This window comes from Streptomyces sp. NPDC093018 (assembly GCF_040684035.1).
GTDB lineage: Bacteria > Actinomycetota > Actinomycetes > Streptomycetales > Streptomycetaceae > Streptomyces > Streptomyces murinus.
Genome location: NZ_JBFBFF010000027.1, coordinates 46,570 through 69,989, shown reverse-complemented (window position 1 = coordinate 69,989; position 23,420 = coordinate 46,570). Strand labels below are relative to the sequence as shown.

Below are 23,420 nucleotides of genomic sequence, written 5' to 3'. Positions count from 1 at the left end.
AGGCCGTCGGCCGTCCCGATCCACAGGACTTCGAGCGCCCGTCCCTCGGCGGCGAGCCGGGCCTTCAGCGTGCGCACCGCGGTCAGCGCGGGATATGTGTGTCCACCGGTACCGCCGCCCGTGACGACAAGACGGAAAGGCGCGCTGTGCATCGGGCTGCTCCTCGGCGAAACAGGGATCGGGCGAGCTGCCACGGTAGTGGGTGAGCCGCCCCGCCCACCTCGCCCTCCCGCGAATCCACGCCAGAACTGCCGATGCCCCGGCTGCGAGCCCGTGACCTCGGCGAACTCGCGGTGACCAGGGGCGTTCGAATCGCCGCGCAAGTGGTACGAGGGTGTCACGTGCACGCAGCACCGTCTTAACACGCGTCCGGCAGATTAGGGGTTGTCGGCGTCACGGACCTCCGGAGCGGCTCCCGGACCTCCATGGACGCCAAGGATGCGGGCCCGGCCCTGACCCGGCCCGTGTCCCCCGCGGGGACCGCCGTCGTCCCGCCCCCCGGCAACGGGGGTGCGGCGGTCCCCGCGCGAAACTTTTCCGTGCGCGGGGAGCCGGGGCTATTCGTCTCCGGCGGAGCGGCGCCGCCCCGACAGCAGTTCGGGGTGCTGGCGTATCGCCTGGGTCGCGTTGACCCCGACGATCCCGATCCAGGTGGCCACCATTCCGGCGAGTCCGGCGAGGGCGCCGGCGATCGCGGACAGCGGGACGGCGAGGACCAGGGTGAGCAGGGCGAAGCCGTACCGCTCGCCCCAGGAGTCCACCGGGTTCCGGCGTCCGGCGGCGCCGCGCGCGGCGGCCATCTGCTGCTCGGCCACCTGCCGCCGCACCCGCCGGTCCACCGCGCCGTCGAGCCGCTGCTCGACCTTCTCCAGGAAGGATTCGACCAGGGCGGAGTCATAGTCGTCCCCCAGATCCCGGCGGGCCCGGACGGTCGCGTCGAGGTCCTTCCGCAGCTCGGCGTCGCCCTTGAGTCCGACGTCCTGCGGGTCACGTGCGCTCATGCCCTCACCCTAGAAAACGCCGGGCCCCCACCGCACTGGGGAAAGCCCCCCTCTTGAGGTGGTGTGAACCCCTCAGGGCGGGCTCAGGGCGGACTCGGAGTGGCCTCGGGGAGGACTCAGGGCAGCAGCGACACCAGCCCCGACCCCGCGTCCACCCGTGCGGCCACCACCTGCGCCGTCCCGAAGGCCGGGTCGGCCCGGATCGCGTCCCGCACCCAGGCGGTCTGGGCCCGCAGGGTGTGCTCCGCCCAGTCGCCGGGCCGGTTCCGGGTGCGGCGGGCGGCGGGGGCGATCTCCTCCACCAGCAGCTCCAGATGGCCCGGCACCGGCGCCCCGGTGCGCAGCCGCTCCAGCGTGGCGGCCACCGCGGCGCACCGCTCGTGTCCGAGGACCAGCACGAGCGGCGCGCCGAGTTCCTGCACGCCGTACTGCACGGACCCGAGCACGGCCTCGTCCAGGACCAGCCCGGCCGTGCGGACGCACAGCAGCTCCCCGAGCGGCTGGTCCAGGACCAGCTCCGGCGGTACGGGCGCGTCCACACAGCCGATGACCACCGCGCACGGCCGCCGCCCGGTGGGACGGACGTACGGCTGCCGTGGGAGGCCACCGGTGCAGCGGGCGTTGCCGGCGAGGAGTTCGTCCAGGACGGCGGCCGCGGTGGGCCGTGGCTCGTCCGCGCCGGGTGGGGGGACGAGCGAGGGAAAGGGAGGACAGGGCGGACGGGGAGCGGGCGCGGTCGGCGTCCGTAAGGCCCGGTGGGGGGTGGCCATGACGCTTCCTCGGTGTTCGTGCCAGTAGTGTTCACCGTAGGCACGCGAGTCATCACTCAGGGTGGCGATTTAACGACACTTGGCCGTTTCCGCGCCGGATCATCGCCGCCCGGATACCGCCTCTTGAACGGCGTCGTCCTGAACGGCGGCATCTTGAACGGCGTCGTCGCAGGAAACCTCCGACGCGCCGCGCGTCTAATTCACGCGGACGGCCTCGACATAGTCGGAGATGGCGTCCCGGCTGCGTAGCAGGCACTCGATGCGCTGGGTCATCCGGTCCCGCTCGCGCTCCAGCGTCGCCATCGTCTCGGGCGTGGCGTCCGTGACATGGATCGCCCGGGGATTCTTGAGGCAGGGCAGGATCTGCTTGATGACGCGGGTCGGCAGTCCGGAGTCGAGCAGTCCCCTGATCTGCAGGACCCGGTCCACGCTGGGCTCGCCGTACTCCCGGTAGCCGTTCGCGGAGCGGTCCGAGGCGAGCAGCCCCTGCTCCTCGTAGTAGCGCAGCATCCGGCGCGGTGTGCCGGTGCGTTCGGCCAGTTCCCCGATGCGCATGACGTCGTCCCCTCGGACCGGCTTGACCTTCACATAGATGTGAGGGTTGAACCCTAACAGTCATGTCAACGTCTCAGGCATCCCCGCACACCGCTGTTCTGCCAACCCCCGCCGCCAAACTCCCCCTTTCGGCGCTGCTCGCGCTGGCCGCGGCGGCCTTCCTGGCCATCCTCACCGAGGCGCTGCCCGCCGGCGTCCTGCCGGAGATGGCCCGCGGCCTCTCCGTCAGCGAGGCCGCGGCGGGCCAGACCCTGACGGTCTACGCGCTCGCCACCGGCCTCTCCGCGATCCCCGTGTCCCTGGCCACCGCGACCTGGCGCCGCAAGCGGCTGCTGCTGCTCGCGGTCCTGACCATCACCGTCGCGAACGCCGTCACCGCCGTGTCCTCCAGCTATCTGCTGACCATGGCCTTCCGGCTGGCCGCCGGGGTGGCCGCGGCCGTGATCTGGGCCGAACTCGTCGGCTACGCACGCCGGCTGGCGCCCCCGCAGCTGGTGGGCAGGGCCATCGCGATCACCATGGGCGGGGTCCCGCTCGCGCTCTCCGTGGGCATCCCCGTCGGCACCTTCCTCGGGGCGGCGATCGGCTGGCGGGCGACCTTCGGTCTGACGGCCCTGGTCTGCGTGCTGCTGCTCGGCTGGATCACCGTCTCGGTGCCGGACCACCCCGGCCGGCGGCCCGGACGGAGCGCGTCGATCCTCGGCGCGCTCCGGCTGCCCGGTGTGCTCCCGGTGCTGTTCGTGGTCGCCGCCTATGTCCTGGCGCACAACATCCTCTACACCTACATCTCCGCCTTCCTCGACCGGCACGGCATGGGCGGCTCCCGCGATCTCGTGCTGCTGGTCTTCGGCATCGCGTCCGTGCTGAGCATCCTCGTCACCGGCGCCCTGGTCGACCGCCGACTGCGGGGTCTGACCGTCGCGGGCACCGTGCTCTTCCTGGTGGCGGCCGTACTGCTGCTCGTAGCGGCAGGCAACGCCTTCGCGGTGTACGGCGCGATGGTGCTGTGGGGGCTCGGCTGGGGCGGCATGGGCGCCTTGCTCCAGACCGCGGTCACCGACGCCGGGGGCGACCGGGCGCAGGCGCTGCTGGTCACCACGTGGAACTCGGCCATGGCCGGCGGCGGCGCGGCCGGCGGTCTGCTGCTCGACGCCCTCGGCGCCGGTTCCTTCCCGTGGAGCGTGCTCGCCCTGCTGGCCCCCGTCCTGGCCGTCGTCCTCGCGGCGCGTGCGCACGGCTTCCCTGCGGAGCGTCCCGGGCCTGGGAGGACGGCATCCTGAGGGCGAGGTGCGGGCACCTCACTCTGATCAGTACTGGGTACTGAGATCCGTGCCCTTGGGGGCCCGCCAGCAGCCGGAGACGATGGTGATCACAATCATCGGTTCCTTCTCATGGCCGGCTGTCGAGCTCGACACCCAGAGTTGAGCGTCCACGGAGAAGGGCTCGGCCGTGGAGTCCGACGTGAGTTCGAGGGCCTTGGCGCGACTCTTGTTCGGGCCGTACCGCCAGGTTTTCCACCCCTTCCCGGGAAGGCCGTCCCGCAACCGCTGGAAGCCTGCCTTCAGCTCGTCCTCGGGGACGTCGTAGACCGACCACGGGTGCTCGGTTTTGTAGAGGTGCTCGGGGTCCTGGTCGCAGGGGACGATGCTCGGGCCAGGCTCGGTGACCTTGGCGGAGGGGATGTCGATCAAGTCGTAGATCTGACTGGACACGGCCTTCGCCTTTTCCCGGGCTTTGTCCACGTCGAGGACGGTGGGCTTCGCTCCGGTCATCTCGTGCGTCGCCGCGGCGTCTGCTGGGTGATCCATGGTGTTCGAGCAACCTGTTCCGATGAGGGAGAGGGCAGTGACAGCAACCGCGATGCCGAGCCGATTGCCCCGGGAGCGGCGGCAAGGGGAGCGGGGAATCAATTGTCCTCCTGGACATGGTTATAGCGGCCGACAACCACCGCCGCCTGGTTCATGAGGCTGTCCGATCCCTCATTCCAGTAACCGCTATGACCGCTGGTATCCACGTGCATCCTGTGGGCATCGAATGCCTCGTCGGACGGGACCGTCTGGATCGGCCCGGCGTCGTACGGAATCCCGTTCCAGGTCTGGACGCCCCACTTGTAGCCGCCGAGATGGGCGATCTTGCCGCCCAGCGGGACTGCGTCGTCGCCTGCGGCCTCGGACCAGACGTGCTTCTTGCCGACGTCCAGATCGCTCGCGTCGCCGACCAGCATGCCGGGGCTGCCCGCCACGACGATGTCATCGGCCGCGAAGTGCCCAGGGGCCTTGGACGCGGCGCCCACGGTAGTGGATCCGTAGCTGTGGCCGATGACGGTGGTGTGGCTGGCTTCCGGGCCGCCCTGGGACGTCTGCAGGCCGTCGAGGAAATTGTTGAGCTTGGGTGCGCCCTCGTAGGCCCAGTGTTTCTCCATGGCCTCGGGGGCGATGCTCTGTGGGGCGTCGTATCCGATCCAAGTGATCGTTGACGTGGACTGGCCGGGTGAGATGTTGTTGGCTGCTTTCCACATCCGCGTCATGCGCCCGATGTCCCCTCCGGCCCCCGCAAGCTTCGACTTCGTCCCCGGTACATAGACCGCCGTGTTGTCCGCCGTGTCCGGGTTGCCGTTGGCCAGGACGACGTGTCCGTTGCCCTTGAGGTCGAAGCCCAGCAGGTAGGCCGGAGGCAGGCCGGCGACGCCGGTCTGGTCGAAGCGGGACTCGACGGCGGCCATGCCCTTGAGCTGGTTCTGGAACCGCGTGCCGCCCTTGGCGTTCCATATGTTCCACGCCGGGTTGCTCTGGGTCCTCCCGCCCGCGTCGAGCCTTGTCTTGGGCGGCTCCGGGCCCAGCGCCGCGAGGTCGTGCTTGACCTGCGCGTGGGCCTCGTTCAGCACGATCCGATTGGCGGAGTCACGGACCACGGTGGGGAGCCCGTCGAGCGCACCGATCTCAGCCGGGTAGAGCGTCGCGTACGCCTCACGCTGCTCCTGCGTGAGGTCTTCCCACCACTTCTTGTTGTCAGCCGGGGACTTGCCGTGCGGGATGCTGCCCTTGTCGAGGTAGGTCCCGACTGCCTTCTGGACGTCGCCCATGTCACGGGCCTCGTCCACGAGCATGTCGTCGGTGACGGCCAAGCCGTCCGGCGCCTTCAGTTCGCGCAGGATCCTGGCATACCGGTTGTCGATCTCGACAGCGCTGTTCACCGCCTGCGAGATGCGCTCGGCGATGTCCTCGGCCTTCCCCTTGTTGGGGTCGCCGTTCGCCTCGCCCACGCCAGGCAGGTACGGGACCGGGGCCCCAGGTCTGGCGGTTCCGGTGCCGGAGGAGGCGCCGGGAGCCATGGGAAGCTCGGTGCTCACCGGGTACTCGACCGATCCGTCCTCGTTGACCGTGAATGTGAGACCGGCCGCGTCGTCAAGGGCCTGCTTCAGCTTCTTCTGGGCGCCGGACAGTTCGGACGCGAGAGCGCTCAGGGTCGTACGCACGAGGCCGCATTCGCCGTAGATGTACTGGTAGTTCCGGCTCAGCCGGGTCAGATCCCGCTCGGCCGAAGTCTGCGCCTCACCCTTCTGCGTGGCACGGAGCGGGCCGGCCATCTCTTGGTCGGTCCGGATGCGCGCGGCGTCGGCCCGGTTGCTGACCAAGCTCCAGCCGTCCGCCGCGTCCTCGTACTCCGTCAGCTTCGCGTCGCGCAGTTGCCGCCATGTGGGCATGTTCGGCTCACCGCGCCCAATCGGGCTTGTTGCCGCCCACGTGCACGCCGTTGACCCGGGCGGCTACGGCGGGATCGATCTCGCCGAAGTCCCGGCCGGTCATGGCGAGCGCGCCGTGCAGCCGGTCACACTCGTTGCGCACCGAGGTGAGCCGCTTCTCCCAGGTGGGAAGGATCTCGTTCAGCGCGGCAGTGCTCGTGAAGCCGTCGGTCCCGCCCTTGACGCCCTCATGGGCCGTCTTGAGCTCCGTCAGCCCCGCGTTCGTGACCGTTCGCAGGTCCTGAGCCACACTGGAAGCCTTGGTCCACGGACCTTTCGACGCTTTCAGATCGGGAGTCGATCCGCCGGGGGTGCCGGTCGATCCCCCGCCTCCCGGATCAGCCAGATGGTCGATCTGCATCCGTTGGGCCGCATCTGTCTTGAGCTGCTCCCACTCGTCCCACGCCATCGGTGTGGCCCTTCCCCTCTTTGCGGCGGCGACGCGGTGTGTGCCGCGATGCGTTGCGCTGCCGCGGTGGGCCAGCCTATGGATTCGGACCCCGGGGGTGCCTGAGTACGAGTACTGATTGGCTGAGTATCTGTCCTCATCCGTGGGCGGACCCGGCCTGTTTCTCGCGTGCAACAGGTCTGACGGCCGGCAGGCCGATGCGCTGCGCTGCCCCACGGGTGAGTACGAGCAGGCGGCGCAGGGGCGCGGCGGGCCGGGTCCACGCTGTATAACGGTATACAGCGAAACCTTGTCTGAATATCGGTCCGTGTTCGGCGCGGCCCCGGCGCTGTACTCTCCCGGGGCGTCGAGGACATCCGAGGGGGAGTACGTGATGAGCGTGACCGACAGCCCGGCCAACCGGTTGCAGGCGCTCTTCGAGGGCCACCGGCTCACGCCGACCCAGCGCCGTATCGCGCACAGCATGGTGCGGCGCGCCGCCGACGTGCCCTTCCTGTCCAGCGTGGAGCTGGCCGAACTGGCCGGGGTCAGCCAGCCGTCGGTGACCCGGTTCGCGGTCGCCCTCGGCTTCGACGGCTACCCCGCGCTGCGCCGGCACCTGCGCGAGGTGGTGCCCGCCGAACCGGCCCCCGAGAACGGTGTGCACAACGAGTACCAGCTCGCCGTCGAGGCCGAGATCGAGAACCTGCGCCACCTCGCGGAACTGCTCGCCGACCCGCGCCTGGTGCAGCAGGCCGGGCGGATCCTCGCCGCCTCCCGCCCGCTGCCGGTGCTCGGTCTGCGCGCCGCCGCCTCCCAGGCGTACGGCTTCGCGTACTTCGCCGCCAAGGTCCACCCGGACGTCCGGCTGCTCGACGAGGGCGGCACGATGATCCAGGACCGCATCGACGCGGCCGTCCGCGCGGGCGCCAGCGCCCTGCTCTGCTTCGCGCTGCCCCGCCATCCGCGCGAGGTGGTCGACACCCTCGCCCACGCCCAGGACGTCGGCCTGACCGTCGTCACCGTCGCCGACTCCGCGTTCGCGCCCGTCGCCAAGCACTCCGACCTGCTGCTGCCCGCCGCCGTCGGCACCGGCCTCGCCTTCGACACCGCGTGCGCGCCGATGCTGCTGGGCCGGGTGCTGCTGGAGGCGGTCTGCGACGATCTGCCGGACGCGCAGGCCCGCCTGGAGGAGTTCGACGCCAAGGCCGCCGCCCGGGGGCTCTTCGTGGAGTGAGTCCCGGTGCTCTCAGGTTTGTCTCAGGTTCGCCCGCTAACGTCCCCGCCGGACAGAGACAGTGCGGGACTCGTGACACGGGAGGGTGACGTGGCGCGCGGAGAGCGTGGCGAAGGCAGAGAGCGCGGCGGCCGGGGACTGGCCCGGTTGGCCGTCGTCGTACGGGCGGGAGCCGCCCCGCTGTGGTGGTTCGGGGTGGTCGCCGCGGGCGTCGGCGCCGTGCCCGAGGGCTGGACGGGACGCCGGATCGGAGTGTTCGCCGGGGCCGCGCTGTTCGTCGTCGCCGCCGCGGTGGTGGCGCTGACCCGGCGGCGCCGCTACGACGCCCTCGCCCGGGGCGCGAGCCGCGCGGGCAAGTACGACGTGCTCCAGGACCGCGCGGTGACCGTGCGCAACTGGCGCCGCGGACACCGCTGGTGGCTGGTGGGGGCCTGGGCGCTCGCGCTCGGGTCCGCCTTCGCGGTGCCGGTGGCCGGCGGGCTGCTGCTGGCCGGGTGCGGCACCGGGCTGCGGCTGAAGGCCGGCTGGCTCGGGCGGCGCGAACGGGCCCTGGACAGCCTGCTCTGGGTGCGGGTCGACTGGCTCGACGGACGCGGCGGCCGCCCGGTGGGCAAGGCGGTCAAGGGCCTGCGCGGTACGGGCATCGCGGCCGGCGACGCGGCCCCGGGCGGAACGCGCCGCCGTACCGCGACCCTCGTCTGATCCGAAAGAGAGGTCCTAGACCTCCAGGTCCTCCTCGATCCGCTTGAGCTGGTGGCGGGCCATGGCGAGGTTGGCCCGGGTGGCGTCCAGGACCAGGTAGAGGAACAGGCCGTTGCCGCCGCGCCCCTTGAGCAGGCGGATCAGGTGGTACTGGTCGGTGAGCGTGATGAGGACGTCCTCGATCTCGCTCTTGATGCCCAGCATCTCCATCGTGCGCATCTTGGCGCGGATCACATCGGTGTTGCCGGCGGCGGCCACGTTCAGGTCGAAGGTCTTGCTGCCGCCCATCGTGCCCAGCGCCATCCCGCTGGTGTAGTCGACGAGCGCGACGCCGGTGGCGCCCTCGATCGAGGTCAGCGCCTCTTTGAGGGCGGTCTCGGTGTTGGCCATGTCGGGTCCTCTCAACTGTCGGTTGTGGTGCGTGCGGTGGTCGTGCGCGGGGTCCGCGTGGCGCGGGCGCGCGGCGGCGCGGTGGTCGGGCGTGCGGGCGCGTTCCGGGCGGCCGCGGCCTCGGCGGCGTCCAGGACCTCGCCGATCCGGGCGCCGGAGCGGCGGCCCTCCAGATGCAGCCGGCCGACGTTGACCCGGTCCTGCGCGAGCAGGGTCAGTACGGCGCTGCGTCCGGCGGCGTAGGTGGCGACGTAGCCGCGCTCGCCGCGCACCAGCAGTTCCCGCAGGCCGCCGTTGCCGGTGGCGTCGGCGACCCGTACGGAGACGCCGAGCGCGGCCGCGGTGAGCGCCGCGAGCCCCTCGGGGTCGACGCCGGGCGTGTCATGGGCGACGACGAGTCCGTCGACGCCGGCCGCGAGCGCGCCGGTGAGCTGCGGCACCCGGGTGCGCAGCCGGTGCAGCTCCTCCAGGACGGTCCGAAGGTCGTCCTCGGACACCATCAGCTCTCTCCTCTCGGCGGGGCGTGGCCGTTCAAAGGGCCTCCAGCGCATCCCTGAGCCTCTTCAGCAGCGCGATGTCGGGGTCGGTGACCGGGGGCAGCGGCGGGGGAAGGTTCCGGGCCTGCTCCGGTGCGGTCGGGGGCGGCGCCACGGGGCCGGGCACGACCGGCGCCAGGGGTCTGAGCTGTCCGGCCGCCGCCAGCCTGCGCACGTCGACCAGCGTGTGGAACGCCTGCCTGCCCAGCTCCCGGGCGATGTCGGCGGCCGTACGGGTGCCGTCCACGCGGTCCAGGACGGCGCGTTGGCGGGGGGCGACGGGGGTGCGGCGGGCGGGTCCCGCCGTTTTGGACGACGCGGGCCCGGTGCCCCGGTGAAGGAGGGGGTCCGCGCGGATCAGGGGCGCGGTGTCCGCGGCCGGGTCGGGCCACAGCCGGTGCAGTTGCAGTCGGCGGCGCAGGGTCTCGCGCTCCAGCGCGACCACCGGGACCGAGGGCAGCGGACCGGTGCGGGGTACGCCGTCGTAGTGGAACCGGCCCGGGGTACTGCTCGGTGCCAGTGCGAAGTACCCGGCGTCGTACAGCGCGTCCAGATGGCACAGTTCCAGCGCGCCGGCGGGTAACAGGCCGGACTCCAGCAGGAGTTCGGCCGCCCGTAACGGGCCCTCGGCCGCGGCGGCGGCCCGCTGCCAGGCGGTGGTCGCCAGGGTGCCGTGGGCCGTGAGGAGCACGTCGAGACCCGGGGCGAGGGGGCTCTCGGCGTGCACCACCCGGCCCTCGGCGAGGTGCAGGGTGCCGTGCTCGCGGACCAGGACACCGGTGGCCCGTTCCTCGGCCAGCCGGTTCAGCATCGGGGACAGCGCGCGGGCGGCGGCCTTGTCCCGCACCGGCAGCGGCGGCGGCGTACGGACCATGGTCATCCCAGCACCAGGCGCGCGGCCATCTCGCCGAGCCGGATCCGGGCGAGCGCGAGATTGCCCTCCTCGCGCCCCAGCCACAGATGCAGGAACACGCTGCTGTCGAAGGAGGTGTCGATGAAGCGCAGCAGGTGGTAGCTGTCCGCGTTGCTGACGATCACGTCCTCCACCGGTGGCCGGTCCGCCCGCCGCGCCGTGAACGTGCCGTGCTCCGCGGCCAGTCGGGCCAGTTCGGCGGCCTCGGCGGCGGCCGTCTCATGGTCGCCGCCGGGCGCCTCCCCGACCGTGCCGAGCGCGAGGCCGCTCGTCCAGTCCACCAGCGCGGCACCCCGGGCACCGGGCAATCGCATCGCTTCCAGCAGGCACTCGTCGATTCCGGGCACCGCGTGGCTCCCCTCCCGCCTGGGACTCCGGATGAGTGACCCCGACACTACGCAACGTGTGGGGGAGGGGTGAGCCGTTTGGCATTTTCCAGTGGAACATGCGTCCGTCGTACTAGAGTTGGCCAACTGGCGTGTGTGTCACTGGAGTTGATCCATTTGTTCGACTGAAGCGGGGGCGCGTCAACGGCTCCCGGGCGCACGCAGGGTGGTGAGCGCCGAAGCGTGCGCGCCCCCGGACTCCGCCACCACCTCCGCGATCGTCTGCGGCTCCCGCACGGTGGCGAAGGCCACACCTCCCGCACCGTCCGGCGCGAAGCCGTAGATCCCGGGCCGGGCCAGGGAGTTGTAGGCGTAGTGGTGCGCGAAGTAGTACGCGCCGGTGTCCAGCGCCGCCGCGTAGTCCCCCTGCTCCAGCGGGGGCAGCGCGCGCCCCTCGGCCAGCAGGTCGCCCGAGAAGCAGGCCGGGCCCGCCACGTCCTGCACCACCTCGGGCCCCGGCTTCGGCCGCCCCTTCGCGTCGTACGCGGCGATCCGCAGCGGCCACGCCCCCGGCGCGTACACCGTCCGCGTCGCCACCTGCACGCCCGCGTGCGTCACCGCGATCCGCCGCCCGCCCGAGCGCTTGGCGTACTCCACCCGCGCCACCACCGTGCCGTGCTTGGCCAGCAGCGACCGTCCGAACTCGGTCACCAGTCCGTACCGCCCCGCGCACAGCCCCGGCACCTGCTCGGCCAGCAGCCGCGCGTAGCGCGCGTACGTCGGCGCCGTCGCCTCGCCCGCGAAGTTCACCGGCAGGCCGCCGCCGATGTCGAGCGTGTCGATCTGCCGCCGCCCGACCCGCGCGTTGATCTCCTCCGCCAGCGCGTACGTCTCCGCCACGCCCCGCGCCAGCAGCTCCAGCGGAATGCCCTGCGAGCCGGTGTGCGCGTGCAGCCGGGTCAGCCACGGCCGCTCCGCGTACGCCGCTACGACCCACTCGCGCGCCCCCTCGTCGCGCAGCGCCACCCCGAACTTCGAGGTCTCGGTCGCCGTCGAGGTCGCCCCGATGCTGCCGCCGCCGATCTGCGGATTGACCCGGATGCCGAGCGGGGAGTCCGTCGGCGCGGACCGGACCAGGGCGTCCAGGCGGTCCAGCTCCTGCGGATTGTCGGCGTTCACGGCGATGCCCAGCGCCAGCGCCTCGCGCAGCTCCGCCGGGGTCTTGGCGGGCGAGTCCAGCACGGTGTGCGCCGCCGGTACGTCGGCCGCGCGCGCCAGCGCCAGCTCGCCCGGACTCGCCACCTCGGCGCCGATGCCCTCCTCGTGCAGCAGCCGCAGCACCGGCACCAGCGGGGACGCCTTCACCGCGAACGCGTGCAGCACCGGGGTGCCGGGCGCGAGGACCGCCTCGAACGCGGTGCGCAGCGCCGCCGCCGACTCCCGGATGCCCCTCGCGTCGAGCAGCCCCACCACCGCCGCCGCGTCCGGGCCCAGCAGACCCTGTTCCACGGCCGCGCGCACCGCCTCGTCCCGGCGCCAGGACCGCTCCCGCGCCTCGGCCTCGACCTCGTGGTCCACCGCGATTCCCTCCTGTCGGACGTCAGCTGCTTCCAGCCAAACACCCAGGACGCGCGGACGGGGCCGCCCCGATGTATTGACTAGTTCTATTCATGCAGCCAGGATGTGAATAGACGCAGCAACAGCAGGAGGCAGACGATGTCGGGACCCCGCCCCGTACGAGCACCGCGCGGCACGGAACTCAGCGCCCTGGGCTGGCAGCAGGAGGCCGCCCTGCGCATGCTCCAGAACAACCTCGACCCCGAGGTGGCCGAGCACCCCGACAAGCTCGTCGTCTACGGCGGCACCGGCAAGGCCGCCCGTGACTGGCGCTCCTTCGACGCGATGGTGCGCACCCTGCGCACCCTCAAGCAGGACGAGACCATGCTGGTCCAGTCCGGCCGCCCGGTCGGCGTGATGCAGACCCACGAGTGGGCGCCGCGCGTCCTCATCGCCAACTCCAACCTGGTCGGCGACTGGGCCAACTGGGAGGAGTTCCGCCGCCTGGAGGCCCTCGGCCTGACCATGTACGGCCAGATGACCGCCGGGTCCTGGATCTACATCGGCACCCAGGGCATCCTCCAGGGCACCTACGAGACCTTCGCCGCCGTCGCCGCGAAGAAGTTCAACGGCACCCTCGCCGGGACCATCACCCTCACCGCGGGCCTCGGCGGCATGGGCGGCGCCCAGCCGCTCGCCGTCACCATGAACGACGGCGTCGCCATCTGCATCGACTGCGACCCGCGCGCCATCGACCGCCGCATCGAGCACCGCTACCTGGACGTCAAGGCCGACAACCTCGACCACGCGCTCCAGCTCGCGACCGAGGCCCGCGACGCCCGCCGCCCGCTGTCCATCGGCGTCCTCGGCAACGCGGCCGAGCTGGTCCCGCAGCTGCTCGCGATGAACGCCCCCATCGACATCGTCACCGACCAGACCTCCGCCCACGACCCGCTGGCCTATCTGCCGGTCGGCGTCGCCTTCGAGGACATGGCCGACGCCGCCGCGAAGGACCCGGCCGGGTTCACCACGCGGGCCCGCGAGTCCATGGCCACGCATGTCGAGGCCATGGTCGGCTTCATGGACGCCGGCGCCGAGGTCTTCGACTACGGCAACTCCATCCGCGGCGAGGCCCAGATCGCCGGGTACGACCGCGCGTTCGCCTTCCCCGGCTTCGTGCCCGCCTACATCCGGCCGCTGTTCTGCGAGGGCAAGGGCCCCTTCCGCTGGGCCGCGCTGTCCGGCGACCCGGCGGACATCGCCAAGACCGACAGGGCGCTCCTCGACCTCTTCCCCGAGAACGAGTCCCTCGCGCGCTGGATCAAGATGGCCGGCGAGCGGGTGCACTTCCAGGGCCTGCCCGCGCGGATCTGCTGGCTCGGCTACGGCGAGCGCGACAAGGCGGGCGAGCGCTTCAACGACATGGTGGCCTCCGGTGAGCTGGCCGCGCCGCTCGCCATCGGCCGCGACCACCTCGACTGCGGCTCCGTCGCCTCGCCGTACCGCGAGACCGAGGCCATGCTCGACGGCTCCGACGCGATCGCCGACTGGCCGCTGCTGAACGCCATGGTCAACGTGGCCTCCGGCGCGTCCTGGGTCTCCATCCACCACGGCGGCGGCGTGGGCATGGGCCGCTCCATCCACGCCGGACAGGTCACCGTCGCCGACGGCACCAAGCTCGGCGGCGAGAAGATCCGCCGCGTGCTCACCAACGACCCGGGCATGGGCGTCATCCGGCACGTGGACGCGGGCTACGACATCGCCGAGTCCGTCGCCGCGGAGCGAGGGGTCCGGGTGCCGATGCGTGAGGGTGACGAGGCGTGACACTCGGTTTCGGCGAGGGCGGCAGCCCTTCGGTGCGGGCGGAGGGCTCGTCGCCGACCACGGACCCGGCCGCCCAGACCGCCAGGAGCGGAGCCTCCTTCCATGAGATGTGGCGGCAGTTGCTGCCGATCGGCCGGGACGCGGACTCCGGTGGATACCGGCGCTATGCCTGGACCGGGCCCGACGCCGAGTGCCGGGCCTGGTTCAAGGAGCAGGCCGAGGGCCGCGGGCTCGCCTACGAGGTCGACCGCAACGGCAACCAGTGGGCCTGGCTCGGCGACCCCGCCGCCGGGGACGCCGTGGTCACCGGCTCGCACCTGGACTCCGTGCCGCACGGAGGGGCCTTCGACGGGCCCCTCGGGGTCGTGTCCTCCTTCGCCGCGCTCGACGAACTGCTGCGCAGGGGGGCCCGGTTCACCAAGCCCCTCGCCATCGTCAACTTCGGTGACGAGGAGGGCGCCCGGTTCGGCCTCGCCTGTGTCGGGTCCCGGCTGACCTCGGGCGCGCTGACCGTCGCGGACGCGCACCGGCTCACCGACGGGGACGGCGTCAGCCTGCCCCGCGCCATGGCGGCCGCCGGATACGACCCGGAGGCCATCGGGCCCGACCCCGAGCGGCTGGCCCGGATCGGCGCCTTCGTCGAGCTGCACGTCGAACAGGGCCGCGCGCTGGACCTGTCCGGCGACCCGGTGGGCATCGCCAGCGCCATCTGGCCGCACGGCCGCTGGCGGTTCGACTTCCGGGGCGAGGCCAACCACGCCGGCACCACCCGGCTTGCCGACCGCCACGACCCGATGCTCTCCTACGCCGAGACCGTGCTCGCCGCCCGCCGCGAGGCCGAACTCGCCGGTGCCGTCGCCACCTTCGGGAAGATCGCGGTGGACCCCAACGGCGTCAACGCGATCCCCTCGCGGGTGCGCGGCTGGCTCGACTCCCGCGCCGCCGACCAGGAGACCCTGGACACGGTGGTCGGCGGCATCGAGAAGGCGGCCCGGGAGTACGCGGACGCGCACGGCGTGGACCTGGACGTCGTACGGGAGTCCTTCACGCCCGTCGTGGAGTTCGACCACGCGCTGCGCGACGAACTCGGCCGCATCCTGGGCCGGGACACCGGACTCACGGTGCCCGTCCTCGGCACCGGCGCCGGACACGACGCCGGGATCCTCTCGGGGAGCATCCCCACCGCCATGCTGTTCGTGCGCAACCCCACCGGCGTCTCGCACTCCCCGGCCGAGTCCGCCGCCGAGGACGACTGCGTGGCCGGGGTGGACGCACTCGCCGACGTACTGGAAGGGCTGGCCTGTTGACCAGGGCGACGTACTGGCTGGAGCACGCCTGGCTCGGCGACCGTGTCGAGCCGGGGGTGCTGGTCGAGACCGACGGCGGGCGGATCGGTGCCGTGCGCACCGAGGTGCCCGCCCCGCCGCCCGGCGCCGAGGCGCTGCGCGGCCTTACCCTGCCCGGACTGGCGAACGCCCACTCGCACGCCTTCCACCGCGCACTTCGCGGTACCGTCCAGGTCGGCAGCGGCACCTTCTGGACCTGGCGCGAGGTGATGTACTCCGTCGCCGACCGGCTGACCCCGGACACCTACCACGCGCTCGCCCGCGCGGTGTACGCCGAGATGGCGCTGGCCGGCATCACCTGCGTCGGCGAGTTCCACTATGTGCACCACGCCCACGGCGGCACTCCCTACACCGACCCCAACGCCATGGGGGAGGCGCTGATCGCGGCCGCCGCCGAGGCCGGCATCCGGATCACCCTCCTGGACACCTGCTATCTCGCGGCCGGTTTCGACCAGGCGCCCAACGCCCACCAGCTCCGCTTCTCCGACGGCAGCGCGGAGGCCTGGGCCGAACGCTGTGCAGTTCTCAAGGAACGGGATCACGCACGGATCGGGGCGGCGATCCACTCCGTACGGGCCGTGCCCGCCGACCAGTTGGCGACCGTGGCCCGCTTCGCCGAGGAGCGGCGGGCCCCGCTGCACGTCCACCTCTCGGAGCAGACCGCCGAGAACGACGCCTGCCTCGCCGCGCACGGCCGCACCCCCACCCGGCTGCTCGCCGACCACGGCGTCCTCGGGCCGCGCACCACCGGGGTGCACAGCACCCACCTCACCGACGAGGACATCGCCCTGCTCGGCGGCTCGCGCACCGGCACCTGCATGTGCCCGACCACCGAACGGGACCTCGCCGACGGCATCGGACCCGCCGTCGCCCTCCAGCGGGCGGGCTCCCCGCTCTCCCTCGGCTCCGACAGCCACGCCGTCATCGACCTGCTCGAAGAGGCGCGGGCCATGGAGCTGAACGAGCGGCTGCGCACCCGCACCCGGGGCCACTGGACGGCCGCCGCGCTGCTGCGGGCCGCCACCGCCGACGGGCACGCCGCCCTCGGCTGGGACGAGGCGGGCCGCATCGAGCCGGGCGCGCTCGCCGATCTGACGACGATCGCCCTGGACTCGGTCAGGACCGCGGGCCCCGAGCCCCGGCTGGGCGCCGAGACGGCCGTATTCGCGGCGGGCGCGGCCGATGTACGGCATACGGTCGTGGGCGGGCGGCAGGTCGTACGCGACGGCGCGCACACGCTCGTACCGGATGTGCCCCACGCGCTGGCCGCAGCTGTCGAAGCCCTGCGCTGAGCGCACCGGCCCCCGCGCCGCCCCCCATCGCCCCCCACGAGGACGACACCATGAGCAGCAGCACCGTCATCACCAACATCGCCGCACTGGTCACCAACGATCCCTCCCTCGGTGACAACTCCCCGCTCGGTCTGATCCAGGACGCGGCCGTCGTCATCGAGGGCGACCGCGTCACGTGGACCGGTGAATCAAGCAAAGCACCCGCCACTGACAACCGGGTCGACGCGGGCGGCCGGGCGGTGCTGCCGGGGTTCGTGGACTCCCACTCCCACCTGGTCTTCGCGGGCGACCGCACCCAGGAGTTCAACGCCCGGATGTCCGGCCGCGCCTACTCGGCGGGCGGCATCCGCACCACCGTCGCCGCCACCCGCGCCGCCAGCGACGCGGAACTGGCGGCCAACCTGACCCACTACCTGGCCGAGGCGCTGCGCCAGGGCACCACCACCTTCGAGACCAAGTCGGGCTACGGCCTGACCGTCGAGGACGAGGCCCGCGCCCTGCGCATCGCGGCCGAGCACACCGACGAGGTGACGTACCTCGGCGCGCACATCGTCTCCCCGGACTACGCCGACGACCCGGCGGCCTATGTCGCCCTGGTCACCGGCGAGATGCTGGACGCCTGCGCGCCGCACGCCCGCTGGATCGACGTGTTCTGCGAGAAGGGCGCCTTCGACGGCGACCAGGCCCGTGCGATCCTCACCGCGGGCAAGGCGAAGGGCCTGCACCCGCGCATCCACGCCAACCAGCTCTCCTACGGCCCCGGCGTCCAGCTGGCCGTGGAGCTGGACGCGGCCAGCGCCGACCACTGCACCCACCTCACGGACGCGGACGTCGACGCCCTGGCGAGCGGCGACACGGTCGCCACGCTGCTGCCCGGCGCCGAGTTCTCCACCCGCGCCCAGTGGCCCGACGCCCGGCGGCTGCTGGACGCGGGGGTCACCGTCGCCCTGTCCACGGACTGCAACCCGGGCTCGTCGTTCACCTCGTCCGTGCCCTTCTGCATCGCCCTGGCCGTCCGCGACATGGGCATGACCCCCGACGAGGCGGTCTGGTCCGCCACGGCGGGCGGCGCCGCGGCCCTGCGCCGCACCGACATCGGCCGCCTCGCCCCCGGCGCCCGCGCCGACCTGACCCTCCTCGACGCCCCCAGCCACGTCCACCTCGCCTACCGCCCGGGGGTTCCCCTGGTCAGCGAGGTGTGGCGGAGCGGCGTACGAGTGGCCTGAGGCCCGGACAGCCCGGATACGGCCCGGATACGCCGAAGCGGCCCGGACGGGGAGTCCGGGCCGCTTCGGCGTATCCGATCCGGAGAGAGGACGGGTGCCCCGGACGTCACTCCTCCACCGTCAGTCCCTTGCGCAGCCGTACCAGCGTGCGGGACAGGAGGCGGGACACGTGCATCTGGGAGATGCCCAGTTCCTCGCCGATCTCCGACTGGGTCATGTTGGCCACGAACCGCAGCGAGAGGATCTTCCGGTCGCGCTGGGGCAGCCCGGCGATCAGGGGCTTGAGCGACTCGATGTACTCGATGCCCTCGATCCCGTGGTCCTCGTACCCGATGCGGTCCGCGAGCGCGCCCTCGGTCTCGTCCTCCTCGGGCTGGGCGTCCAGCGACGAGGCGGTGTACGCGTTCGAGGCGGCCATGCCCTCGACGACCTCGTCGTTCGAGAGGCCCAGGCGCTCGGCCAGCTCCGCCACGGTCGGCGCGCGGTCCAGCTGCTGGGCCAGCTCGTCCCCGGCCTTCGCCAGGTCCAGACGCAGCTCCTGGAGCCGGCGCGGTACGCGCACGGACCACGAGGTGTCGCGGAAGAAACGCTTGATCTCGCCGATGATGGTCGGCATCGCGAAAGTGGGGAACTCGACACCGCGCGAGAGCTCGAAGCGGTCGATCGCCTTGATCAGGCCGATGGTGCCGACCTGGATGATGTCCTCCATCGGCTCACTGCGGGAGCGGAAGCGGGAGGCGGCGAACTTGACGAGCGCGAGGTTCAGCTCGACGAGGGTGTTGCGGACGTACGCGTACTCGTGCGTCCCTTCCTCCAGCGCTTCGAGGCGCTCGAAGAGGGTCTTGGACAGGGCCCGCGCGTCAACGGGGCCGACCTCGTCGTACGGGGGGATCTCCGGAAGTCCCTCGAAGGGGTCATGGAGATCGATGGGATGATCCAGTTGTACCGGTGGGGGTGTCGACGTCGCGGTCGGGGTAGGCGAGGCGTCGAGCCGGGGTGACATGGGTGTCCTCCATCGTTCTCGGCATACGGCTGCCGAAGCCATCAGGTGCACTACGGAGTGCGGCGCCTCCAAAGCCGGCGTGTAGAAGTACGTGTCCTTACTAGCCCTATCGGCTTTGCCTGAGCGATCGCAAGTGCGTTCTGTTGGGGTATGTCCGATTATGTGAGGTTGTTCGGGTGCCGGACTGCGCCAGGAAGGCGTAATGTTCGAGGGCATCAGCAAGCCACGACCTCGGGAGAGAGACGGCATGGACCACGGGATGGTCGGCAGCGCACAGTCGGGCCGGCTTCTGGTGGAGGTGCGTGAAGAGGGCGCCAGCGCGGTTGTCACACCGGCGGGTGAGCTTGACCACCACACCGCCGATCTGCTGCGCGAACCCCTCGACGACCTCCTGGGCAAGGGATTCTCGCGGCTCGTGGTGGACTGCTCGCGCCTGGAGTTCTGCGACTCCACGGGGCTGAACGTCCTGCTCGGAGCCCGTTTGAAGGCGGAGGCCGCCGGTGGCGGTGTCCATCTGGCGGGAATGCAGCCCGTAGTCGCTCGCGTGTTCGAGATCACTGGGGCCGAGGCGGTCTTCACCGTCCATGACTCCGTTGCGGACGCCCTGGCCGGGGAGGGTGACGGCACCGACTGAGCCCGCGATCGTGCGCGGCCGGGTGCGGCACCTGTGTGCCCCGCGGAAGACGGGGGTGTTCCGGCGCCCGGGTCGGGCAGGAGAGATGCTGACGACCATCCACCGCCAAGGCGGCGTCGCCGCGCTCCGGGTGTGACGTACCCGTGGGTGTGCGACAGGCTCGAACGGGCAGGAACCTGCCCGGACGGGACGGCCGCGAACAGGAGTGCGAGGCGTCACGCGACGGGCGGACGGGGGCTGATGTGCGGATGACGGGACGTACGGCGGGGCGGTGGCGCCGACGACGAACGGACCGACCGGTGCCGGGGAGTACCGGATTTTTCCATCGTGAACTGGTGATTCGGTGAGGTGAAGCGCTGATGAGCACCACCCGGCCCTACCCGCCGGGCGACCGCGGCCACGAGCCCAGCGGCGCTTCCGGGGTGTCCGGGTCCTCGGAGGAGGACGCGCCGGCCGGCGCTGCCATGGCATCCGCGACGGGTGCGGCCGCCTCGTCCGCGCCGCCGTCCCGGACGGACGCGGGCGCGGTGGAGGCGCCGCGGGGCCGGCAGGTCCGCAGACTCGGCCTCGAAGGGGCCAGCGGTGTCGTACCGCTCGCCCGCGACTTCACCCGGCAGGCGCTGTACGACTGGGGCTGGCTGCCCGCCGCGGGCGCGGACCAGCGGGCCGCCGCGGAGGACGTGCTGCTCGTCGTCTCCGAGCTCGTCACCAACGCCTGTCTGCACGCCGAGGGCCCCGATGAGCTCGCCCTCGCCTGCGACAACAAGGTGATCCGCCTGGAGGTCACCGACCGCGGCACCGGCCAGCCGGCCCCCCGCACCCCCCATCGCGCGGGCCGCCCCGGCGGCCACGGCATGTTCATCGTCCAGCGCCTGTGCCTGGACTGGGGCGTGGTGCGCGCCCAGGGCCGCCCCGGCAAGACGGTGTGGGCGGAACTGGGCGCTCCGGCCTGACGACGCCGTACGGCACGCCGAGCGACGGCGCACCGAGCGGCGTCATGCCGAGCGACGACACGCCGGGCGGCCCCGACTCCGGGGCCGCCCGCACGTCACCCCGCACGTCACCCCGCACGTCACCCCGCACGTCACCCCGCACGTCACCCCGCGCGCCCGCGCACAACCCCAGCCGTCCGACCGCACCGCTTCACCCCCGACCCCCCACACAACCCCCGTCGGTACGTGTCTTCCTTCCTCGGGGTCCCGGGCGTACCTTGACGGCTGACCTGATGCACCGTCAGGAAACCGCCGGGAACGAATTGGGGTGGACCGATCGTGTCGTACCCGAAACGAACCGCCGCGTTCGCGTCCGCCGCGGCGCTGGCCGGAGCGGCCGTGGTGCTGGCCGCGCCGGTCGCGCAGGCCGACGTGGTCGACGTCAACTACAAGTGTGAGACGCCGATCGGCGTCAAGAGCGCCGTCTCGCCGATCGACATCAAGGGTGTCCGCAGCGGCACCGGCTACAAGGTCACGATGTCCTGGCAGAAGGGCGTCTCCTCCAGCCCCGTCGAACTGGGCAAGGGCGCGATGAGCCCGAGCGCCACCATCGAGCTGGGCGGCGCGGACAGCGGCACGATCCCGGTGAGCGGGCCGTCCAACGCCGCCGCGATCCCCGCCAACACCCCCATCAAGATCAGCGACTTGAGCGGCACCTACACGCCCAAGAAGTCCGGCAAGGTCACTCTCACCGCGGGCACGCTCACCATCAAGGCGCTCGGTACGACGACGACCTGCACCCCCACCAACAACCCGGGCCCCTCCCTGACGCTCGACGTGACCGCGGCGGGCGGCGGTTCGACCGGCGGCTCCTCAAGTACCGGCGGCTCGTCCGGTACTACCGGTTCCACCTCGGGCTCCTCCGGCTCCGCGCCCGGCGGCACCCTGCCGCAGACCGGCCCCGACGACTCCGCCATCGCCCTCGGCACCCTCGGCGGCACCGTCCTCCTCACCGGCGCGGCGGGTGCCCTCTGGCTGACCCGGCGCGGCCCCGCCGTACGCCGCTGAACTCCGCCGCCGTAAGCCGCCGTACGCCGCCGAAACCCGGTCACCAGCGCTGGAGCCGCCCATGCCGTCCGCCGTACGCGCCCTCGGACCGCCCCTGCTGATGACGCTGACGCTGCTGGGCACCGCGTCACCCGCCGCCGCGCGCCCGGCCGGCTGGTCCCTCGCGCCCGCCGGCGGCCCCCGCCCGACCTTCTACGCCGAGGGCGCGCCCGGCACCGCGCTCCAGGACACCGTCGCCGTGACCAACCCGGCCCACACCCCGGTGACGGTACGGCTGCGCGGCACCGGCCTGCCGGTCGTCCTCGCCAGGGCCACGCTCACCGTCCCGGCCCGCACCCGCGCCGAGGTGCCCTTCACCGTGACCGTGCCGTCCGGCTCCGCCCCCGGCGCCCGCTCCGGCGCGATCGAGGCGCGCGACGGCACGGGCCGTACGGCGAGTGTCCCGGTGCGGCTGCGGATCGCCGGGCCCCGGCTCGCCGCGCTGACCGTCGAACACCTCGCCTTCCACCCGGACGGCATCACGTACCAGCTGGTCAACCGGGGTACGACCGTGCTCGTACCGACCCTCGCGGTGCGCGCCGACGGCATCTTCGGACGCGTCCTGGACCGGGCTCCGCGCCCGCTGCCCGTCCGGCTGGCCCCTGGCGCCCGGCGCACCCTCAGCGAGCCATGGCACGGCCGCCCGTTCCTGGACCGCGTCGACGTACGGCTGACGGTGACGGCGGGCGGGGCGCACGCCACGGCGACCACGGCGGCCACCTTCGTGCCCTGGGGCACGCTCGGCGCCCTCGCCGGGCTCGCGGCGACGGCGACGGTCACGTTCCTCGTCCGGCGGCGTGGACGTCGTACCGGCGAGAGTGAAAGCCCGTCCCGGGAGGCCGAGTCGACGGGAGCGGTGTCGTGAGGCGGATCGCGGTCCTGGCGGTCGCCGTACTGCTTCTGCTGCCGCTCGCCGGGGTCGCGGCGGCGGACGGACCGGTCGTACGGCTGTCCGCGGCGCAGGCCGGCACCGGCGGCTCGGTCACCGTGCACGGCTCCGGCTGGCGGCCGCGCACGCTGCTGATGCTGCTGGTCTGCGGCCGGGCGACCCCGTCCCGGGGTGTCATCGGCGGCACCAACTCCTGTGCCAACGCCGACGGCCGCGCCGTCACCACCGACGCCCGGGGCGCCTTCGCCAAGAAGCTGCCGGTCGCCGAGCCGCCCGTGCCCTGCCCCTGCGTGGTGCACGTGGCCACGGTCACCGGCACCCCGGCGCAGGCGGACGCCGTCCTCGATGTCGCCGGACACCCCGTCGCCCCGCTGCCCGCCGAGCCCTCCGGCGGCCGGCTTTCGATCCTCTCCGACACCCGGCTGACCGGCTCCGGCTCCCTGCTGACCTGGTTCGGCGCCCCGCCAGGCCGCACCCTGGTCTTCACCGCGGGCAACCTGGGCACCACGCCCGTCAAGGACCCGGTCTTCCAAGTCGGCACCGCGCACGGCGTGTTCGCCCCCCAGTGGGACGACCGGCAGTGGCACGGCACCCTCGCGCCCGGCAAGAAGGCGCAGATCGAGCTGCCGGTGGAACTGTCCGCCGGGGCGCACGGCGACTACTCCGTCTCCCTGAAGTACGGCGGCAAGCTGCTCGCCGAACAGCCCTGGGGCGTGGGCCGGCCCTGGGGCGTGACCCTCTTCTGGATCCTGCTCTGCCTGGTCGTACCGGCCGCGTTGTTCCGCGCCGGGATGGCCGTGGTGGACCGGGTGCGCCCCCGCCGCCCGGCCGCCCCTTCCCGCTTCCGCCTCACGCGCCCCGCCCCACGTGCCCGGACCCGGCCCTCGAAGCCCCCGCCCCCCGATTCCCCGGCCGCCGCCCTCCCGTGGTTCGCCCCCGGCGAGGCACCCGGCGGCCCGCGCTCCGCACCGCACGACGGCAGCCCGACGAGACCGCATGACGACGGCCCGACGAGTCGTACGACCCCCACCAGGAAGGGACCCATGTGAG

Annotated in this window: 24 protein-coding genes and 1 pseudogene; 12 read left to right on the top strand and 13 right to left on the bottom strand. The window is 72.6% G+C overall.

Annotated elements, in window-relative coordinates:
- The 4 genes and pseudogenes from AB0N90_RS36220 to AB0N90_RS36205 all read right to left on the bottom strand — a co-directional run.
- A pseudogene (locus AB0N90_RS36220) lies at window positions 1–152 on the bottom strand (UDP-N-acetylglucosamine--N-acetylmuramyl-(pentapeptide) pyrophosphoryl-undecaprenol N-acetylglucosamine transferase); the annotation flags it as partial.
- A 405-nt stretch (window positions 153–557) separates the two neighbouring features.
- Window positions 558–1,001, bottom strand: a complete 444-nt coding sequence (locus AB0N90_RS36215) for a hypothetical protein (protein WP_361673828.1) — start codon at window positions 999–1,001, stop codon at window positions 558–560.
- A gap of 116 nt (window positions 1,002–1,117) precedes the next feature.
- Window positions 1,118–1,771 carry a carbonic anhydrase gene (locus tag AB0N90_RS36210; protein ID WP_365203554.1) on the bottom strand — a complete coding sequence of 218 codons (654 nt, stop codon included), beginning with the start codon at window positions 1,769–1,771 and terminating at the stop codon, window positions 1,118–1,120.
- Between the two features lie 195 nt (window positions 1,772–1,966).
- Entirely contained in the window at window positions 1,967–2,326 is a 360-nt protein-coding gene (locus AB0N90_RS36205) for a MerR family transcriptional regulator (RefSeq protein WP_365203553.1), read from the bottom strand.
- 62 nt (window positions 2,327–2,388) lie between these two features.
- Here AB0N90_RS36205 and AB0N90_RS36200 point away from each other — a divergent pair, with 62 nt between their 5' ends.
- A complete protein-coding gene (locus AB0N90_RS36200; RefSeq protein WP_365203551.1) occupies window positions 2,389–3,606 on the top strand; it encodes an MFS transporter in 1,218 nt (405 codons plus the stop codon).
- Window positions 3,607–3,633: 27 nt separating this feature from the next.
- Here the strand turns inward: AB0N90_RS36200 and AB0N90_RS36195 are convergent, their stop codons facing one another.
- The 3 genes from AB0N90_RS36195 to AB0N90_RS36185 all read right to left on the bottom strand — a co-directional run bounded on the left by AB0N90_RS36195 (window position 3,634) and on the right by AB0N90_RS36185 (window position 6,477).
- Window positions 3,634–4,134 (bottom strand): hypothetical protein, encoded by a 501-nt coding sequence (locus AB0N90_RS36195; RefSeq protein ID WP_365203549.1) that lies wholly within the window; start codon window positions 4,132–4,134, stop codon window positions 3,634–3,636.
- A 98-nt stretch (window positions 4,135–4,232) separates the two neighbouring features.
- Window positions 4,233–6,029: an alpha/beta hydrolase gene (locus AB0N90_RS36190; protein WP_365203547.1), complete on the bottom strand. Its 1,797-nt coding sequence runs from the start codon at window positions 6,027–6,029 to the stop codon at window positions 4,233–4,235.
- Between the two features lie 7 nt (window positions 6,030–6,036).
- The gene (locus tag AB0N90_RS36185; RefSeq protein ID WP_365203545.1) at window positions 6,037–6,477 is read right to left on the bottom strand and encodes a hypothetical protein; all 441 of its coding nucleotides are present in this window, start codon (window positions 6,475–6,477) and stop codon (window positions 6,037–6,039) included.
- A gap of 373 nt (window positions 6,478–6,850) precedes the next feature.
- On the opposite strand from AB0N90_RS36185, the gene AB0N90_RS36180 reads away from it, so the two are divergent.
- A complete protein-coding gene (locus AB0N90_RS36180) occupies window positions 6,851–7,693 on the top strand; it encodes a MurR/RpiR family transcriptional regulator (protein WP_365203543.1) in 843 nt (280 codons plus the stop codon).
- 147 nt (window positions 7,694–7,840) lie between these two features.
- The gene (locus AB0N90_RS36175; protein WP_365203569.1) at window positions 7,841–8,395 is read left to right on the top strand and encodes a hypothetical protein; all 555 of its coding nucleotides are present in this window, start codon (window positions 7,841–7,843) and stop codon (window positions 8,393–8,395) included.
- 15 nt (window positions 8,396–8,410) lie between these two features.
- On the opposite strand, the gene AB0N90_RS36170 is transcribed toward AB0N90_RS36175, so the two are convergent.
- From AB0N90_RS36170 to AB0N90_RS36150, 5 genes are all read right to left on the bottom strand, one after another.
- Entirely contained in the window at window positions 8,411–8,785 is a 375-nt protein-coding gene (locus AB0N90_RS36170) for a hypothetical protein (protein ID WP_365203542.1), read from the bottom strand.
- A gap of 11 nt (window positions 8,786–8,796) precedes the next feature.
- Window positions 8,797–9,285: a roadblock/LC7 domain-containing protein gene (locus AB0N90_RS36165; protein ID WP_085565076.1), complete on the bottom strand. Its 489-nt coding sequence runs from the start codon at window positions 9,283–9,285 to the stop codon at window positions 8,797–8,799.
- A 31-nt stretch (window positions 9,286–9,316) separates the two neighbouring features.
- Window positions 9,317–10,201, bottom strand: a complete 885-nt coding sequence (locus AB0N90_RS36160; RefSeq protein ID WP_365203540.1) for a transcriptional regulator — start codon at window positions 10,199–10,201, stop codon at window positions 9,317–9,319.
- Complete coding sequence (locus tag AB0N90_RS36155; RefSeq protein ID WP_086808040.1) at window positions 10,198–10,581, bottom strand: hypothetical protein; 384 nt, start codon at window positions 10,579–10,581, stop codon at window positions 10,198–10,200. The genes AB0N90_RS36160 and AB0N90_RS36155 overlap by 4 nt, the downstream gene beginning before the upstream one ends.
- 180 nt (window positions 10,582–10,761) lie before the next feature.
- Entirely contained in the window at window positions 10,762–12,138 is a 1,377-nt protein-coding gene (locus AB0N90_RS36150) for a diaminopimelate decarboxylase (protein ID WP_365203539.1), read from the bottom strand.
- A 138-nt stretch (window positions 12,139–12,276) separates the two neighbouring features.
- Between AB0N90_RS36150 and hutU the strand changes: the two genes are divergently transcribed.
- The 4 genes from hutU to hutI all read left to right on the top strand — a co-directional run bounded on the left by hutU (window position 12,277) and on the right by hutI (window position 17,805).
- Window positions 12,277–13,941 carry a urocanate hydratase gene (gene hutU, locus AB0N90_RS36145; RefSeq protein WP_365203538.1) on the top strand — a complete coding sequence of 555 codons (1,665 nt, stop codon included), beginning with the start codon at window positions 12,277–12,279 and terminating at the stop codon, window positions 13,939–13,941.
- A gap of 107 nt (window positions 13,942–14,048) precedes the next feature.
- Window positions 14,049–15,248 carry an allantoate amidohydrolase gene (locus AB0N90_RS36140; RefSeq protein ID WP_365203567.1) on the top strand — a complete coding sequence of 400 codons (1,200 nt, stop codon included), beginning with the start codon at window positions 14,049–14,051 and terminating at the stop codon, window positions 15,246–15,248.
- Entirely contained in the window at window positions 15,245–16,579 is a 1,335-nt protein-coding gene (locus tag AB0N90_RS36135) for a formimidoylglutamate deiminase (RefSeq protein ID WP_365203536.1), read from the top strand. The genes AB0N90_RS36140 and AB0N90_RS36135 overlap by 4 nt, the downstream gene beginning before the upstream one ends.
- A gap of 50 nt (window positions 16,580–16,629) precedes the next feature.
- On the top strand, window positions 16,630–17,805 hold the full coding sequence (gene hutI, locus AB0N90_RS36130) for an imidazolonepropionase (RefSeq protein WP_361673808.1): 1,176 nt from the start codon (window positions 16,630–16,632) through the stop codon (window positions 17,803–17,805).
- Between the two features lie 106 nt (window positions 17,806–17,911).
- Here hutI and AB0N90_RS36125 read toward each other — a convergent pair whose 3' ends face one another.
- The gene (locus tag AB0N90_RS36125) at window positions 17,912–18,808 is read right to left on the bottom strand and encodes an RNA polymerase sigma factor SigF (RefSeq protein WP_361673806.1); all 897 of its coding nucleotides are present in this window, start codon (window positions 18,806–18,808) and stop codon (window positions 17,912–17,914) included.
- Between the two features lie 247 nt (window positions 18,809–19,055).
- On the opposite strand from AB0N90_RS36125, the gene AB0N90_RS36120 reads away from it, so the two are divergent.
- The 5 genes from AB0N90_RS36120 (at window position 19,056) to AB0N90_RS36100 (ending at window position 23,419) form a co-directional block, all read left to right on the top strand.
- Window positions 19,056–19,442, top strand: a complete 387-nt coding sequence (locus AB0N90_RS36120) for an STAS domain-containing protein (protein ID WP_046419781.1) — start codon at window positions 19,056–19,058, stop codon at window positions 19,440–19,442.
- Between the two features lie 359 nt (window positions 19,443–19,801).
- A complete protein-coding gene (locus tag AB0N90_RS36115; RefSeq protein WP_361673802.1) occupies window positions 19,802–20,395 on the top strand; it encodes an ATP-binding protein in 594 nt (197 codons plus the stop codon).
- A 318-nt stretch (window positions 20,396–20,713) separates the two neighbouring features.
- Entirely contained in the window at window positions 20,714–21,442 is a 729-nt protein-coding gene (locus AB0N90_RS36110; RefSeq protein ID WP_365203535.1) for an LPXTG cell wall anchor domain-containing protein, read from the top strand.
- Window positions 21,443–21,503: 61 nt separating this feature from the next.
- Window positions 21,504–22,346, top strand: coding sequence for a hypothetical protein (locus AB0N90_RS36105; RefSeq protein WP_365203532.1), 843 nt, complete (start codon window positions 21,504–21,506; stop codon window positions 22,344–22,346).
- On the top strand, window positions 22,343–23,419 hold the full coding sequence (locus AB0N90_RS36100; protein WP_365203529.1) for a hypothetical protein: 1,077 nt from the start codon (window positions 22,343–22,345) through the stop codon (window positions 23,417–23,419). The genes AB0N90_RS36105 and AB0N90_RS36100 overlap by 4 nt, the downstream gene beginning before the upstream one ends.
- The last annotated feature ends 1 nt before the right edge of the window (window position 23,420 follow it).

Excerpts from the sequence above, each read along its gene's own strand:
- AB0N90_RS36190 (WP_365203547.1), bottom strand. The coding sequence starts at position 6,029 with ATGCCCACATGGCGGCAACTGCGCGACGCGAAGCTGACGGAGTACGAG.
- AB0N90_RS36205 (WP_365203553.1), bottom strand. The coding sequence starts at position 2,326 with ATGCGCATCGGGGAACTGGCCGAACGCACCGGCACACCGCGCCGGATG.
- AB0N90_RS36200 (WP_365203551.1), top strand. The coding sequence starts at position 2,389 with ATGTCAACGTCTCAGGCATCCCCGCACACCGCTGTTCTGCCAACCCCC.
- AB0N90_RS36160 (WP_365203540.1), bottom strand. The coding sequence starts at position 10,201 with ATGACCATGGTCCGTACGCCGCCGCCGCTGCCGGTGCGGGACAAGGCC.
- AB0N90_RS36115 (WP_361673802.1), top strand. The coding sequence starts at position 19,802 with ATGAGCACCACCCGGCCCTACCCGCCGGGCGACCGCGGCCACGAGCCC.
- hutI (WP_361673808.1), top strand. The coding sequence starts at position 16,630 with ATGAGCAGCAGCACCGTCATCACCAACATCGCCGCACTGGTCACCAAC.
- hutU (WP_365203538.1), top strand. The coding sequence starts at position 12,277 with ATGTCGGGACCCCGCCCCGTACGAGCACCGCGCGGCACGGAACTCAGC.
- AB0N90_RS36120 (WP_046419781.1), top strand. The coding sequence starts at position 19,056 with ATGGACCACGGGATGGTCGGCAGCGCACAGTCGGGCCGGCTTCTGGTG.
- AB0N90_RS36215 (WP_361673828.1), bottom strand. The coding sequence starts at position 1,001 with ATGAGCGCACGTGACCCGCAGGACGTCGGACTCAAGGGCGACGCCGAG.
- AB0N90_RS36170 (WP_365203542.1), bottom strand. The coding sequence starts at position 8,785 with ATGGCCAACACCGAGACCGCCCTCAAAGAGGCGCTGACCTCGATCGAG.
- AB0N90_RS36180 (WP_365203543.1), top strand. The coding sequence starts at position 6,851 with ATGAGCGTGACCGACAGCCCGGCCAACCGGTTGCAGGCGCTCTTCGAG.
- AB0N90_RS36185 (WP_365203545.1), bottom strand. The coding sequence starts at position 6,477 with ATGGCGTGGGACGAGTGGGAGCAGCTCAAGACAGATGCGGCCCAACGG.
- AB0N90_RS36195 (WP_365203549.1), bottom strand. The coding sequence starts at position 4,134 with ATGGATCACCCAGCAGACGCCGCGGCGACGCACGAGATGACCGGAGCG.
- AB0N90_RS36210 (WP_365203554.1), bottom strand. The coding sequence starts at position 1,771 with ATGGCCACCCCCCACCGGGCCTTACGGACGCCGACCGCGCCCGCTCCC.
- AB0N90_RS36105 (WP_365203532.1), top strand. The coding sequence starts at position 21,504 with ATGCCGTCCGCCGTACGCGCCCTCGGACCGCCCCTGCTGATGACGCTG.
- AB0N90_RS36165 (WP_085565076.1), bottom strand. The coding sequence starts at position 9,285 with ATGGTGTCCGAGGACGACCTTCGGACCGTCCTGGAGGAGCTGCACCGG.
- AB0N90_RS36140 (WP_365203567.1), top strand. The coding sequence starts at position 14,049 with ATGTGGCGGCAGTTGCTGCCGATCGGCCGGGACGCGGACTCCGGTGGA.
- AB0N90_RS36125 (WP_361673806.1), bottom strand. The coding sequence starts at position 18,808 with ATGTCACCCCGGCTCGACGCCTCGCCTACCCCGACCGCGACGTCGACA.